The organism is Paenibacillus xylanexedens, assembly GCF_001908275.1.
Lineage (GTDB): Bacteria > Bacillota > Bacilli > Paenibacillales > Paenibacillaceae > Paenibacillus > Paenibacillus xylanexedens_A.
Genome location: NZ_CP018620.1, coordinates 4,464,787 through 4,480,330 on the forward strand (window position 1 = coordinate 4,464,787; position 15,544 = coordinate 4,480,330).

Annotated in this window: 12 protein-coding genes; 10 read left to right on the forward strand and 2 right to left on the reverse strand. The window is 42.0% G+C overall.

Features of this window, described 5'->3' with window-relative positions:
* Nucleotides 1–17 precede the first annotated feature (17 nt).
* Both BS614_RS19725 and BS614_RS19730 read left to right on the forward strand, forming a co-directional pair.
* Complete coding sequence (locus tag BS614_RS19725; RefSeq protein WP_074095247.1) at nt 18–1,718, forward strand: CotH kinase family protein; 1,701 nt, start codon at nt 18–20, stop codon at nt 1,716–1,718.
* A gap of 251 nt (nt 1,719–1,969) precedes the next feature.
* A complete protein-coding gene (locus tag BS614_RS19730) occupies nt 1,970–3,064 on the forward strand; it encodes an L-dopachrome tautomerase-related protein (RefSeq protein ID WP_074095248.1) in 1,095 nt (364 codons plus the stop codon).
* A 240-nt stretch (nt 3,065–3,304) separates the two neighbouring features.
* Here the strand turns inward: BS614_RS19730 and BS614_RS31170 are convergent, their stop codons facing one another.
* A complete protein-coding gene (locus BS614_RS31170; RefSeq protein WP_167544410.1) occupies nt 3,305–4,159 on the reverse strand; it encodes a cupredoxin domain-containing protein in 855 nt (284 codons plus the stop codon).
* A 528-nt stretch (nt 4,160–4,687) separates the two neighbouring features.
* On the opposite strand from BS614_RS31170, the gene BS614_RS19740 reads away from it, so the two are divergent.
* The 5 genes from BS614_RS19740 (at nt 4,688) to BS614_RS19755 (ending at nt 8,735) form a co-directional block, all read left to right on the forward strand.
* On the forward strand, nt 4,688–4,954 hold the full coding sequence (locus tag BS614_RS19740) for a CD3324 family protein (RefSeq protein ID WP_074095249.1): 267 nt from the start codon (nt 4,688–4,690) through the stop codon (nt 4,952–4,954).
* Between the two features lie 156 nt (nt 4,955–5,110).
* Nucleotides 5,111–6,193, forward strand: a complete 1,083-nt coding sequence (locus tag BS614_RS19745) for a nucleotidyltransferase domain-containing protein (protein ID WP_074095250.1) — start codon at nt 5,111–5,113, stop codon at nt 6,191–6,193.
* A 209-nt stretch (nt 6,194–6,402) separates the two neighbouring features.
* Nucleotides 6,403–6,972: a dihydrofolate reductase family protein gene (locus BS614_RS19750; protein ID WP_074095251.1), complete on the forward strand. Its 570-nt coding sequence runs from the start codon at nt 6,403–6,405 to the stop codon at nt 6,970–6,972.
* A 288-nt stretch (nt 6,973–7,260) separates the two neighbouring features.
* A complete protein-coding gene (locus tag BS614_RS31835; protein ID WP_165789879.1) occupies nt 7,261–7,407 on the forward strand; it encodes a hypothetical protein in 147 nt (48 codons plus the stop codon).
* 476 nt (nt 7,408–7,883) lie between these two features.
* Nucleotides 7,884–8,735 (forward strand): type II CAAX endopeptidase family protein, encoded by an 852-nt coding sequence (locus BS614_RS19755; RefSeq protein WP_084174623.1) that lies wholly within the window; start codon nt 7,884–7,886, stop codon nt 8,733–8,735.
* A 238-nt stretch (nt 8,736–8,973) separates the two neighbouring features.
* Here BS614_RS19755 and BS614_RS19760 read toward each other — a convergent pair whose 3' ends face one another.
* On the reverse strand, nt 8,974–9,180 hold the full coding sequence (locus tag BS614_RS19760) for an IS3 family transposase (protein ID WP_074095252.1): 207 nt from the start codon (nt 9,178–9,180) through the stop codon (nt 8,974–8,976).
* Nucleotides 9,181–9,344: 164 nt separating this feature from the next.
* Between BS614_RS19760 and BS614_RS19765 the strand changes: the two genes are divergently transcribed.
* The 3 genes from BS614_RS19765 (at nt 9,345) to BS614_RS19775 (ending at nt 15,459) form a co-directional block, all read left to right on the forward strand.
* Nucleotides 9,345–9,956 (forward strand): DUF2239 family protein, encoded by a 612-nt coding sequence (locus tag BS614_RS19765; RefSeq protein ID WP_074095253.1) that lies wholly within the window; start codon nt 9,345–9,347, stop codon nt 9,954–9,956.
* A 142-nt stretch (nt 9,957–10,098) separates the two neighbouring features.
* On the forward strand, nt 10,099–10,992 hold the full coding sequence (locus tag BS614_RS19770) for an alpha/beta fold hydrolase (RefSeq protein ID WP_074095254.1): 894 nt from the start codon (nt 10,099–10,101) through the stop codon (nt 10,990–10,992).
* Nucleotides 10,993–11,655: 663 nt separating this feature from the next.
* A complete protein-coding gene (locus tag BS614_RS19775; protein WP_074095255.1) occupies nt 11,656–15,459 on the forward strand; it encodes a GH32 C-terminal domain-containing protein in 3,804 nt (1,267 codons plus the stop codon).
* Nucleotides 15,460–15,544: the final 85 nt, after the last annotated feature.

The following is a 15,544-nucleotide window of genomic DNA, read 5'->3' on the forward strand; positions in this document are numbered from 1 at the left end:
ATAATGAGGTGATGGCAATGAGTATATACAAATGGCCTAAATTTATCGGTGTAGCGGTGCTATGTACTGCGATGCTGACGGCATGCAGCTCGACTAATGAAGGGAATGGGGAGTCGGAAAGCAATTCGACTGAAAAGGAACAAACGACTACGGATAATCAGAGTAAAACGGAGAATACTGCGCAGACAGTAGGATATGCCGATCAAATCAACAAGACTGAGGTTATGTCCATTTCAATTGATGTGGATGAAGAAGCATGGAAAAAAATGCTGGACACTGCAACAGAGGAACAGTACATCTCAGCTAATATTACAATTAACGGAACGACGATTGAAAACGTCGGGATTCGTCCAAAGGGTAACTCCAGCCTGCGGCAGGTCGCTGGCGATGATACAACGGATCGATATAGTTTCAAAATCAAGTTTGATGAATACGTCAAGGATCAAACGTGGATGGGATTGGACAAGCTCGTTGTGAACAACATGATTAGCGACAATAGCTATATGAAGGAATATTTGAGTTATGACATTATGAGTTATATCGGCGTAGATGCACCTTTATTCGCATTCTCCGATATTAGTGTAAATGGAGAGACTTGGGGCTTGTACCTGGCTGTTGAGGACATTGACAGTGGATATCTCGCTCGAGCCAAGAATGACGTGGGTGAACTTTACAAGCCGAACAATGATGACAACATGGGGCCAGGAGGTATGGGAGGGCCAGAAGGCAATCCTTTTGCACAAGGATATGGAGATATGCAGCCTCCTAATGAAGGTATGGCGCCACCGGATGGTGCAAGTCCGCCGGATATGAACAGCGGGACAGGGGAAGATGGTGCGAATACACTACCGGAAGCAGGTATGAAGGGGAACCGTGGTCCGGGTGGTATGGACGGAAGCGGGAATGGTGTTTCATTGGTGTACACGGATGATGAATCATCCAGTTACTCCGCGATCTTCGACAATGCTGAGACCAAAACAACAGAGGAAGATCATCAGCGTGTCATTGAATCGCTCAAAAACTTGAGCACAGGTACCGAACTGGAGAAATATGTGGATGTGGACGAAGTTCTGAGGTATTTTGCAGCCCACACGGTGGTTGTCAATATGGATAGCTACACGTCCGGAATGGGACATAACTATTATTTGTATGAGAACGATGGACAGATTAGTATGTTGCCTTGGGACTACAACATGGCCTTTGGCGGATTTGGCGGATTTCAAGGTGGTTCTGCATCCGACATCGTGAATCTGGCGATTGATACGCCGGTATCAGGGGTCACCCTGGAGGAGCGTCCAATTTTGGGCAAGCTGCTTGAGGTGCCTGAGTATAAGGCCAAGTATCACGAATATTTGCAGGAGATCGTAGATGGATACTTTGCAGACGGAAAATTTGAAGAAAAAGTGCAGAGTCTGAACAACATGATCGCGGAATATGTGAAACAAGACCCTACAGCATTTGTCACCTATGACAAGTACGAGGAAGCTGTTGCAGAATTGACCAAACTTGGCACGCTGCGTGCAGAAAGTATACAGGGGCAATTGGACGGAGATATTCCTTCCACGACCGAGAAACAGAAAGAGAACTCGGATTCGCTGATTGATGCTTCTTCGGTTGATCTCTCCAAACTGGGTGAAAATAAAATTCCAGGAGGCATGGGAATGGGAGGTGGCGGTCGTGGAGCTGCAAAGGGTGATCAATCTCAGGAAGGGAAATAAGAAGAATTACGCAAAGCAAACAGATAATCAAGATGAGTTCAGCGATCAGCAAAAGATCTGACATTGAAGTAGATGGATAGCCTGACATTTAATAAAACCAATGCGTACCGACATTTTGTCGTTCGCATTGGTTTTTTGTTCCTTGGACATTTTCAAAAACACGTAGAAAAAGACGATTAAGGGCCAGGTATTAGAAAAAGTCTGGAACATATTATAGGTAATATCTATTCAAATATGTTAAGGAGGATGTCATAAAACCTATGTTACCTATGGAAAAGTATTTCGGTAAGTTGGAACACGTTTATTCATTTTATGGGGCTATGCCTACAGGCGTTAGTGTATCAGAAACCGGGCGTATCTTTATTTGCTTTCCGAAATGGGGAGATGACGTAAGGTTTACGGTAGCGGAAATTGTTGAGGGTCAGGTGCAGCCTTTTCCGAATTTAGAAACGAATTTGATCAACCCGTTAAATATCAAAATGTCATTCATCAGTGTCCAAAGTGTAATTGCAGATGGAAGGGGGACCCTATGGGTATTGGATACGGCTGCACCAAACTTTTCTGAGCCTATGAAAGGAGGGGCAAAATTAGTCGCTGTAGATTTAAAAACAAATACAATAAGGAAAGTATATACTTTTGCAGAAGATGTGGTCTTGCCGACAACATATCTGAATGATGTCCGGTTTGATTTCCGAGTGGGTAAAACAGGTTATGCATATATAACAGACTCTTCTTCCAAAGGTCCAGGCGCTATTATCGTTGTAAATTTAGAAAATGGAAATGCGTATAGACGGTTAAATGGAGCAAATTCAACTTCACCTGATCCTTATTTTGTGCCGAAAGTGGAAGGTAAAATTTTGATGAATCGAAACACCGATGGTTCGACATCTCCCTTTCAATTGGCCTCTGATGGTATAGCGATCTCCCCAGATGGAAAAATGTTATTTTTTTGTCCACTATCCAGTCGTTATCTATACTCAATCTCAACAGAAGCCTTGCGAGACAGAACGATACCGGATCTCAATTTAAGTTATCTTGTGCAGTATTGGGGAGAAAAGGGAGCTTCTGATGGAATGATAACGGATGTAAAAGGAAACGTATATGCTGGAGATTATGAAAATGATAGTATTCGAAAAATATTGCCGAATGGAATCATGGAAACCATCGCCCATGATCCGAGAATTTTATGGCCAGATACTTTTTCGATTGGTCCGGATCAATACTTATATGTAATTGTCAACCAATTACATAGGCAGGCAAGATTTCATTACGGTAAAGACCTGCGACAAAAACCCTATAGTTTACTACGTATAAAAATTGATGAATTACCTGCTCCTACCTTTTGATATACATCCCTCTTTACAAAGCAGATTCTATTTGCGTAGAAAATGTATTTTATTTTTTTAATACATGATCCAGAACTTGAGGTGAGAGGAATGCAACAATTACATTTAGGAAGGCTCATGTTCGCCATCACTACATTAATTACAGTTGGGGCGGCTAGAAGAGAGACTTGATTGAGGAAACCAAAAAACTCTCCAAAGGGAGAGTTTTTCTATGCGGTGAGCAATTATAGTATATCTTCGTTATACAACAGTAATGGTTCCATAATACATATACATGCCACAATTGAAGTGATAGGTTCCAGGTTTCAAATCATCTAAGGTAATGAAATTGTCTCCCTTTTCAAGATACACATCTATACCTAAATCCGTAGACTCAACGCTTTTTATACACGTATAGCCTGATTGTTTTATGAAATTTAATTTTGTCGGAACACCAGATTTAACGACAATGTTTTCTTGGCTAAAGCCAGTGGATTTTACATCCACTGAAATAACTTGATAGCCTTCATTTTCTTGAACAGAACTCTGTTCCTTACTTTGAGAAGAAATTATAGAAGTTCGACTATCTTGATACTGATTAAATAACAGTAAACCCACCGACACCGTTCCAAAGGCAACCGTTATTATCCCTGCAATAAAGGGTACGCTGATCCCACTGCTTTTCGTTATGTTAGTTTCTACTGAATCTGAATTAGTTATTTGAAGAATAACACAAAATATAAGGATAAACACGATATCAACAAACAACGCCATGATATACGTAAAACCAAGCATAGATCCGAGCATGGCCCCCATCATTCCACCCATGATTCCAGCTAACATGCCATCCAACGATGCCAGTACACTCACTGGTTTTCCTGCAAGATAACCGATACCTAAACCGAATAAAATAGCGATAATTGAAGGGACGGACAAATCGTGATCAAACACAATTCCCAGTTGAAAACCTAGTGCAAGACTAGACATCATTCCAATACTCATGGCAATCATCATTCCAGTCATACCTGTGACTCTCTTTTGTCGTTTATTGGTATTCAGAACGATGTATCCGGATAAAAAGACAATCATTAATATGCTTAATAATGTTAGTAACATTATTATAAGCCTCCTGATATATAAATTTTTAAATAAATATTCACTACACATTGTAGTGTATTTGATAAATTTAAAACAGATTAAAATCGAAATATTCAGTAATTGTTCATAAATTTATGTCACCATGCGTAAGTCGAATCTGTCCTTTGACGCACCATGCACAAACGGTCCCCGGCAAACAGTTGGGCAATTCATCCGGCGGTTCTTGTAACTGGACCTCGGTTCAAGTACCTTTCTTGGAACTTCAATATAAGCGTACAATCGTGTCAGCCCCTAAAGACATGATTAAACATTTGAACAACAAGCCCTGATATAATAAGCAAATAGCAACTATCTATTTTCTGGAGGTGAGGCTATTGAAAACAATCGGGGTAGGATTCTTACATGCACGGCTCTATGCAAAGCCAGTGAAGGATATGGCAATGCTTTGCATAGAGCCCGGGAATAATCACATTGCCAACGACGAATCGTAATATTCCACTAACTGGCTTTGCACCTTATTGATCTATTAAATAAGGAGTGAGGCCCATGAAATATTCAAAAGCCGAGTCTATTTTTCCGGAAGAATTGTTACGTATCATTCAGGAATACGTTCAAGGGGAATTGGTTTATATCCCAAAACCCAAAGAGGCGCACCTAAAATGGGGCGAGAAAACAGAGAGCAAGAGCAGGGTCTCTGCTCGAAACGCTGAGATTAAATCCTTATTCCGTAATGGAGTCAGGATAGACGAGTTGGCGGATCGGTATTTCTTGTCCTGCGAAAGCATAAAGAAAATAGTCTATACAAAGAACTAATGAAATCCGCTAACTCGTCGTATCGACGGTTTAGCGGATTTTGTGCAAAGATAACTTAAATCATCTTATACATAGTAACCGCACCTCTAAATCGATAGACTCAAGTTAAGGTTGTTGTGATGAAGGACAGCCGGATCATACAAAGAGGTGTAACGAATGAACGAAATCATAAAGAAGAAGCTGCTGGACAAAAATGAACTGCTCATTAACATGGTGATCGAACGCGTAAAAAGAGATTTTCAAGACGATATCGCCATTATTGGGCTTACTGGTTCATTTAGCACCGGGGACTTTCACGAGAAGAGCGATCTTGATTTAATTATCATTAATAATACAGAAAAGGGATGGGAAATATCCGATTGCTTCATACTGGACGACGTTGGATATGACATCTATTGCACGCCATGGGATTCAAGAATACAAGAGCAATCCACTTTGGAGAGTCCCAACGTATCGAGCCTAACCGACCTCAAAATACTCTACTATGCAACGCCTGAGGATTTGGAGAAATTGAACGTCTTCCGGCAAAAAGCTCTTGATACGCTTGCAAACCCGATAGGAGAAGTGTGTCTTAATCGAGCAAATAAATGGATCGATCTGGCTAAGCAAGCATACAGCGATACGATACTTGGTGAAGATATCGGTTCAGTGCGATATGCATCTGCTGGCGTTCTGTACAATCTAGTCAATGCCTTGGTGAGTATGAATAACACGTGTATCAAACGAGGAATCAAGCGATATTTGGAAGAGATACGCTTGTTTCGTTATGTTCCGGATGATCTCGAATCCTTATACATGTCAATCATCGAAGCTCATACCATTGAAGATATTCGAATAACATCTTTTAATATGTTGAATAGCGTTACGAGGTTACATAACACGATGTGTGATAACTTCATTGTTAAACCGGCTCCGACCTTTGATAATCTAAGGGGAACATACGAAGAATTGTGGTGTAATTACCGCAATAAAATTTTGAACAGTGTTACAGCGAACGATGCTTCCTACGTATTTCTTTCGGCCTTTGGAGCACATGGGTATCTTAATGAAATGGCTGTAGAGAAAGGAACCAAGAGATTTGATCTTATGCAGTACTTTGATGCTAGTAATTTACCAGTTATGAAAGAGAAGTTTCTTGAAGTGATGGATGAATATTTAGACGAGTATGATAAGGTCGGCAGAGAAGTCGAACGTTTTACAACCTTTGAGCAACTATATGCCCATTATATGAATCAATGACCCTACATCCCAGTTAGTAATAAGTGGTTTAAAAACCAGATCCAAGATTATAAGCATTGTCAGCTTACTTCACAAGCAATCAGGCTTTCTACGGACAACAAGAACTTGTACCGATTGCCGAATTGGACAAGATCATGCTCCCATTATCGATAAGGTATTGTTGTAAATGTATAATGTAGATATCCCTCATGAACAAAGGAGAACTGAAAATGAGAAAACTCGTTCTATTTCTGCACGCATCGCTTGACGGTTTTGTAGAAGGGCCGAATGGTGAAATGGACATTGGCTGGGTTTCCTACGATGCTGATTTGGAGAATTACGCAAAAGAAGTTCTGAGTACTGCCGACACTGTCATTTGGGGGCGGGGGACTTATCAGATGATGCACAGTTACTGGCCATCTATACCTTCGAACCCATCATCTTCCCAACATGAACGGAATCATGCCGAGTGGATCGAAAAGACAACCAAAATCGTTTTTTCCACGACGCTGGAGAAAGTAGAATGGAATAATTCCAGACTCGTGAAGGAAGATATCGAGAAAGAGATCAATAACCTCAAACAGCAGCCAGGCAAGGATATGGTCATCCTCGGCAGTCCTAGGTTCGCACACCACCTTATGCAGCTTGATTTAATTGATGAGTATAAAATTACGGTTTCTCCCGTCCTGATTGGTAAGGGATTGCCGTTATTTCAAGATCTCAAGGAGCAGATCAATCTTAAGTTAATCGAAAACAAAACCTTTGATTCCGGAGCCATAGGTCTCGTTTACAGACGCTAAGATGACCATGTCACTTCACGCTCCAACAATTGGAGAATGTGACAAACAGCAGATGATCAGGAAATCAGCTGCTGTTTTCATTAAAGTGGTGTATGACGATGCAGTTAATACTTTATTTTATTTGAACGCAAGGAAAAAATCCTTTTACAATGATTGTCAGTACGTTATAATACAATCACCAGGCAGATTACCCAACAAAAAAGTGAAATATTGTAATATCTAGCCACACTCGGCTCGTCATATTCTTGAGCCGCTTATTACAACATAATAGATATCGGAGGTATGGTTATGGTCAAGAAGAAAATTTCGACAGCCATCAGCGCAGCTTTAATCGTTTCTATGCTGGCTACTGGCGTGATCGTCGCTATTGAAGGTAAAACAACGTTAGAGGTAGCGAAGTCAGCAGGGGATAAAAAGGTTGAAGTTATTAAATGAAGGCAAGACGTTAATTAATTAACCTGCCGCGGGACACGAACATATTCCTATTAAAGTCGCTATTTTAGCGGCTTTTTTTGTTTTATCGGTACTAGTTCGGGTCTCTGGCTAGGGACAAGAACTTGTACCGATTGCCGATTTGATTAGTCCCTTAAACAGCGGTTTTTTTGTATTCCAAACACCTTCCTATGAATCTCATTAAGCTAATTACGGAATGCCTCAACCAAGCTATTTACTAGCGTTTTTGGAGTGAGGCAAAGGGGGCAGCTTAACATACGTTTTCGTCCAATACCATTTGCCGCATAGATACGTGTACGTTTAGTTCAGTTCTTGTTATCAGTGACCATATACGTCTCCAGTCTTATTCTAACTAGACTAAAGTCTCGATTGAGTGCTAGGCTCAGGTTTGTTTCGCGAATTCTACCACAGTGTTAAACTCCTAATCGGAATACATATACTTAAAGGAGTGGAATGAAATGAGTACATATATGATAAAAGACAGAAAAAAGAACTCTGAGGACGGAAGTATGATTCAATCATCAAGGAAAGGATTATTCGTTTTTTTCGCTATGCTGATTCCATTAACAATTATCAGCTATGTTCTGGCGTTAAACGTATCACCCGTGTTTGGTCTGCTCCTCATGTGGACACCTGGTTTATCCTCCATATTTGCCCGTATAGTACTGTATGAAGGTTTTTCGGATATTTCACTGCGGATTGGAGGAAAACGAACCTTAAAGGCCATCCCATTTGTGTTGCTATTACCGGTTATCATTGGTTTATGTGCTTACGGATTCGCCTGGCTTACGGAGTTGGTGGACTATGTGAAGCCAGGCGATGTCTTCGCTTTCAGCCTTGTTTTATCTATTATCTACCAAATGTTCGTAGGCACAGCCATCGGCATAATCAGCAGCGCGGGAGAAGAGTTGGGATGGAGGGGATACATGCTCACCAGACTCATCAAAGCGAGAGTGCCTAAACCCATTTTAACAAGCGGTTTGATCTGGGGAGCGTGGCATATTCCGGCCATTCTGCTAGGGAACTATTATTCGGGACCGTCACTCGCCTTGTCCATTGTACTGTTCCTGATTACCATCAGTTCTTTTAACTTCATAATTAGTCACCTGCGTTTGAGCACAGGCAGCATTTGGCCCGCAATTCTGCTTCACGCTTCCTGGAATGCCATCATTCAAGATGCATTTGACGAGGCAACAAAAGGAGAAAATGTCTTCCTATGGACGGGTGAATCGGGTATATTAGTAGCTTTTGTGATGCTGATTGCCACCTGGATCTTTTCTAGAAAATCTGACTATAAGCAGCGTATATGATACTCTCTGGGTACAGAAAAATCCTTCCACTGGTGATAGAAGAGAAAGGGCGAACCTTAAAAATTGAATTATTTACGTTTCTTTAAAATATCAAAACCGAGCTAACGGGAAACGTTAGTCCAATAAAACCAAGAAGGCAGTCGATTATGAACTGCTCCCTGACAAGTTGACAGTTAAAAAAACAAAAAAATGGTTTCATTGAGATGCCTTGGCTCTGATGACGTGCTAAGGGATCTTATTATGCTGCTCTTCGGTATTCGTTCGGAGACATACCGCCCAAACGCTCTGTGTAACGGTAGTTGTTATAGTAGCGCATGTACCGCTGAACCGCGCTGTGAAGATCTTCATAGGTGTCATACTTCGTCAGATAATAGCTTTCTGACTTATACGTTCCCCAAAATCGTTCAATCGGCTGGTTATCCAGACAGTGACTTACACGAGACATACTCTTCGTAAATCCGTACTTCAACTGGAGGTGGTTACACTCATGAGACGTGTACTAAAAACCCCTGTCACTCTGGATCATAGGCGATACACCTGGATGCTTGGCGTACACCTTTTGTAGCGTATCCATCACGAGTTTATTGTTGTTGGAATGGCCCAGTGCCCATGAAACAATCGCGTTATCGTATAAGCTGTACTGCTTTTTTAGAGAAAGATTGTTTTGCCAAAGGCACTTTACATTACGTTGTCGGAATCGTAAAAGATACCTTGGAGGACAGTAAGTTCGTACAATTGCTTATTTTTGACGATTTGACGGGTAAACCACTAGATATTGATTTTCGTGGAAACACAGCTGAGGTGCTTGAGCGGTTAAACAGCCAGGCTGGACATATATCGGATACGAAAGAAAATGAACAAACCTCTCGCAGGGTTGGCCGTCCTAAGCTGGGAGTGGTGTCCGGTGAAGTTACTTTGCTTCCTCGACATTGGGACTGGCTTAAAGCTCAACCCGGAGGAGCCTCCGTAACGCTGCAAAGATTGATAGATGAAGCTCGCCGCTCGGGGGAAAATGAAAGTAAAGTTCGCGCAGCACTAGAAGCAAGTTATCATTTTATGACTGCAATGGCGGGCGATTTCCCTCAATATGAGGAGGCTTTGAGAGCACTGTATGCCGGGAATAAAGATCACTTTTACGGATTAATTGATGATTGGACACCCGATATCAGAGACTATATTAAGACTTTAGCCAAGGGTGCATTCATACAGGAAGAGAGTTAATAACCACTTGAACGATGCGCACAACTTCGAATCATACATCTTACTTGGAAGGGACTGGACAGCGAACTGCCGCCATTGAAGATTCTCGACTATTGCCCATAAACAGAGTTACCATAAAATTAAGTTTAAGGAGAACATAACAATGAATATGTTAAGAGTTAACGGCATAGAACTCGCCTATGACAGTTATGGCAGCGAAACGGATGAAACCATTCTGTTGATCGCGGGGCTTGGTACCCAGATGATCCGTTGGACCGTTCGATTTTGTGAAATGCTGGCGGCTCGGGGATATAGAGTAATTCGTTTTGACAATCGGGACACGGGTCTATCCACACACTTTAGCCATCACGACACATTGGATTTTGAAGCACTTTCTAAAACACTCATGTCGGGACAACTCCCGGTTATTCCATACACACTTGATGATATGTCTGATGATACAATTGGATTGCTAGATGCCCTGGGGATAAAAAATGCACATGTCGTTGGACGTTCGATGGGCGGCATGATTGCCCAGCTTGTTGCCAGCCGATATCCGGAGCGTGTTCTCTCGCTTACTTCCATCATGTCAACAACAGGAAATCCCGAACTTCCGCCAACATCGCCTGATGTAATGGCGTTAATGACTCGGCCAGCACCGAACCCGATGAAGGATGAAGCATTGTACTTAGCTCATAGTGTAGCTTTTGCCACACTTATTGCGGGTACGGGTTATCCATTTGAAGAGAACGAATATCGTTTAATGATTCGAGAAGAGGTACAGCGAGCTTATGATCCGGGGAGTATTGGGCGGCAAATTGCAGCTATTGCAGTTTCTGGAGACCGTCGTCCACAACTGGCAAAAGTGAAGGTTCCATCCTTAGTAATCCACGGGGTGGAAGACCCTATGTTTGTGCCAGCATGCGGACAAGATACGGCTCAATCCATCTCTGGTGCAGAATTCATGTTACTTGAAGGCATGGGACATGATCTGCCGGCACCATTGTTTGAAACTGTTGTAGATGGAATCGTACGGACAGCCCGGCGAGGGCGCTGATGGTAAGCGCCCTCAATTCTTTTAAAATGGTTCTTCAGCTTTCCCGCATAAGAAAATAAATTTTCCTACGATGACACATTGAACTGTAACAAAACTTGCCGCTTCAGCTATCGCGAGGAACCTTATCATAATGAATAGTGCCATGGAATATCGAAACAAATTTTGCAAGCTGTCTAAAATAGTGCAAATCCAATAATTGATTCGATGAGCACGAAATCGAGAATGTAACACAGGATTAATACATAAAAAATTGTGCTTTTATGGGGTTTAATACTAACGATATTTTTTCGAACAAGTAAAGAGAAGTTTAGATGCAACCTTTTGATTGTACGTGCCCAACTAATTGCAACATTTGAATTCAAAATCAAGGAGATGCACTGACTGCCGAATAAGCGCTTTTCAACAGCCATCTTTAATTTACATTTGTAATCATTTTGTTTTTAAAAAATAAAGTAATGATTAGATTAACTTAAATAAAAGTTGTTATTTTCAATTAATCAGCCATAAATTGTGCAAATGTAAACTTAAATAGATATTAATATATAAAACAATGTTCATTTATCCAAAAAAACTTTGACAAATGAAAATGAGTGGATTATTTTGTTAAGAAGGAATGTATTTTTTAGACACCTTTTACGATTCTATTAGAAAAGAGGGTATGGAATGAAAGATAAATCTAAATATGCAATATGTCTTCTGATGGCAACGGGATTAGCTCTGACTTCAAACGGTATTTTTACATCTAAATCAATTGCGGCTAGTGCTGTGCTCGCTGATCAGGAAACAAATAAACAGGCAAAGAAGGAGCTCGATATTTTTGAAAGCGCATCCAAATCAAACACCAATCTGATAGGCTGGCAAGTGAAAGGAAAAGGTGGATTAGAGGATACTTCAGAAGGAATCTTGCTGACATCACAGCCTAAAGAAAATGTAATGGCCATCTCAGAGACGGTGTCAGACGATTTTATCTATGAAGCTGATGTCATGATCAGGGATACGAAGGCAGACGCCACATTGTTGTTTCGTTCTAATGAAGATGGCTTTAGCTCGTACATGCTGCAAATCGTTCCGGACGCAGGTCTGATTCGGTTAAGAGATGCAAGAAATGGAGATGGGAGATTAAAGGAGGAGCGTAAAGTTTCTGTTGAAATGGGGCAAATCTATCATCTCAAAGTGAAGGCAGTGGGTTCCTCGCTAAAAGTATACTGGGGCAATCAATATAAACCATTAATTGATGTTCAAGACATTTCGTATCAAAGCGGAAAGCTTGGACTTCATGTATGGGATGGATCCGCCTTATTTTCGAACATCGTAGTGAGCGATCTGAAAGGTAATTTGGGTACATTGCTTGCTACCAAGGGAAAATGGCAGCCTGATATCAACGGCAAAAGAGGGATGGTAGAACAGGAGATCAAAGTACAGCAAATCTATACTAAAGAGGCGGCTGATATGGTCTATGAAGGGAATATCACCCTTCATTCCGATTCTATTGCAGCTCTCGCATTTCGATCTTCAACCGATGGAACCGAAGGATATGAAGCTACTCTTACGAAGGAAGCAGATCAGGTCCGTGTAAGTTTGACGAATATAAAAGGAACCGTAATTGCAAGTTCGCAACGTACTTATCCGAGTCAGATGGGAGCCAAACATCATGTGGAAATCAAGGCAAAGGGAGATCGAATTCAGGTCTTCCTGGACGGATACACTACGGCCGCGATTGACGTGAAAGATTCAAGCTACAGGAGTGGAAGTACCGGAATCGTCGTCAAAAAGGGGACGGCTTACTTCCAGGATACTTATGTGACGGAACTGAGCCAATATTACAATGAGATATATCGTCCACAATATCACTACACTCCAATACGCGGTTCAGCGAGTGATCCGAATGGACTTGTCTACTTCGAAGGAGAATATCATCTCTTCCATCAGGATGGAGGAACATGGGCGCATGCGGTAAGTAAAGATATGCTGAACTGGAAACGGCTTCCGATTGCACTTCCCTGGAATGATCACGGACATGTCTGGTCTGGGTCGGCTGTTGCGGATATGACAAATGCATCTGGTTTATTCGGAGATTCAGGAGGCAAGGGTCTTATTGCATACTATACTTCCTTTAATCCGGATAGCCCAAATGGGAACCAGCGTATAGGTCTGGCTTACAGTAAAGACCAAGGTCGTACTTGGGAGTATTCGAAGGAACGCCCGATTGTGATCGAGAACCCAGGTAAGAGCGGAAATGAAGCTGGGAATTGGGATTTCCGCGATCCGAAAGTAATCCGTGATGATGAGAATAACCGCTGGGTTATGGTTGTGTCCGGAGGAGATCATATTCGTTTCTACACGTCAACGAATTTACTTGACTGGACATTGACAGATAATTGGGGATATGGGGATTACGTCCGCGGAGGCGTATGGGAATGCCCTGATTTGTTCCAGCTTCCGGTAGACGGAACGTCACAGAAGAAGTGGGTTATGATGATCAGTACAGGAGCGAATCCCAAAACAGGAGGATCAGATGCCGAGTATTTTATCGGTCATTTAACAGCTGATGGTAAATTCGTGAACGATAATCCGGCAGGTAAGGTGTTAAGAACAGATTTTGGTAAAGAATTTTACGCTTCGATGTCTTTCGCTAATATGCCTGATCATCGCACAGTGATGATGGCGTGGATGACGAATTGGGACTATCCGTTCGCTTTCCCAACGTCCAATTGGAAAGGTGAACTAACCATTCCGAGAGAAGTATCATTGGTAACAACCAAAGATGGAATTCGGATGGTGCAAAGTCCAATCAAAGAATTGGAATCACTGCGTAAACCTTTGTATTCTGCTTCCAACAAGTCGGTTAGTCCTTCTTCAGGGAATCTGTTAAAAGGTATTATTTCAGGTGCTTACGAAATTGAAGTTGAAATTGAAATCCCTGAAGCCAGCACAGTGACCGAGTTTGGCTTTAACATTCGTGAGGGTGCAGATCAGAAGACGGTCGTGGGTTATAAGGCAAGTGATAGTCATATGTTTGTGGACCGAACTGCATCCGGTGAAACGGATTTTTCTAACCTTTTCAGTAAGAAACATGAAGCGCCTGCGCAAATGGAGAATAATCGGATCAAGATGCGTATTCTTGTGGATGAATCTTCTGTTGAAGCCTTTGGTAACAACGGCAAAGTCGTCTTTTCAGATGTAATATTTCCGGATCCTGCTAGTAGAGCGATGAGTTTTTACGTGAAAGGTGGGAATGTGAACGTTGTTTCCTTGAAAGTGCATCAACTTCAATCTGTCTGGAATGAGGACATTCCTTCAAAAGCTCAAATAAAGATGGATACGAGCGTTCGGGAACTGGGGGTAGGCGAGTCGGATACACTGCAGGCGATGGTCGAGTATGGACCAGGTTTAGGCGTTCAACCGCTTAAGTGGAATTCCAGTAATAACGACGTAATAGCCATAGACTTGGTAGACAACTCACACGCAGTTATTAAGGCAAAAAAAGAAGGGGAGTCCACAGTCACCGTATCTACTCCGAATGGTAAAACTTCCACTAGTGTGCTCGTTAAAGTCTCAGGTGGCGAGTTCCAGACAAATCTGAGTGGATGGACTAAAGATCTGTCTGCTGCTTCATGGTTAGTTAGTGAACATGGGATCCGTGGTAAATATTTTAGCGATGCGAATTATATTGCCAAAGAGAAGGCTGGGAATTTTACGTATGAAGCAGACATGATGCTTGGTGAAACAGGAGGGGCAGGTTCTATTTTGTTCAGGGCTAGCGAAGATGGTCGCAGTGGTTATTATCTGAATCTAGACCCTAACATGAAGGCAATCCGTCTGTTCTACAAAATCAATGGAGGATTTGAAGAACGGCAGGTTCTTGCAAAAGTACCCACTTTCATTCAGCCAGGTCAAACGTATAAGGTGAAAATAGAAGCGAATGGTCCGCATATTGTCGTTCATGTGGACAGTCAAAAAGTCATAGATATCATGGATGGTACTTTTGCAGAAGGCCACTTTGGACTCCATGTATTTGGCGGCTCCGCATCTTACCAGAACGTTAATGTGAGCAATGGCGAACCTGCAAACCTCACCAAGTCCAGCCTTGTAAATGCCGCAACACAGAAATCCATTTATACCGTGAACCTTGTCAACGGGGAGCCGGTTACCTTGCAAGATGCAAGTGCAGCTTCCGTCCAAAAGTGGGTATTTGTTCCGACAGGCGACAAAGCAGGTTCGTATTCGATTCGTACTACGGCCGGGCAGACGCTTGATCTGGATATAGGGCAAAACAAACTTCAGCTATATCATTACTTAGGGTACAATAACCAGCGTTGGGTCCTTCACCAGAACAAAGACGGATCAGTTCATATTACTTCAGCTCATCATCAAAAAGCATTAGAAGTATCGGAAGATGGGACCGAACTCTTTCTAAATGAACTGAATCCATCACTTGATCGACAAAAATGGATATTAACAAAATAATTAAAATTATTCCATGATGGCGTATCTCATAGATATCCCATTAAAGAAGTGTCGTGGTACGGGAACATTGTTCTATTCAAGTCGC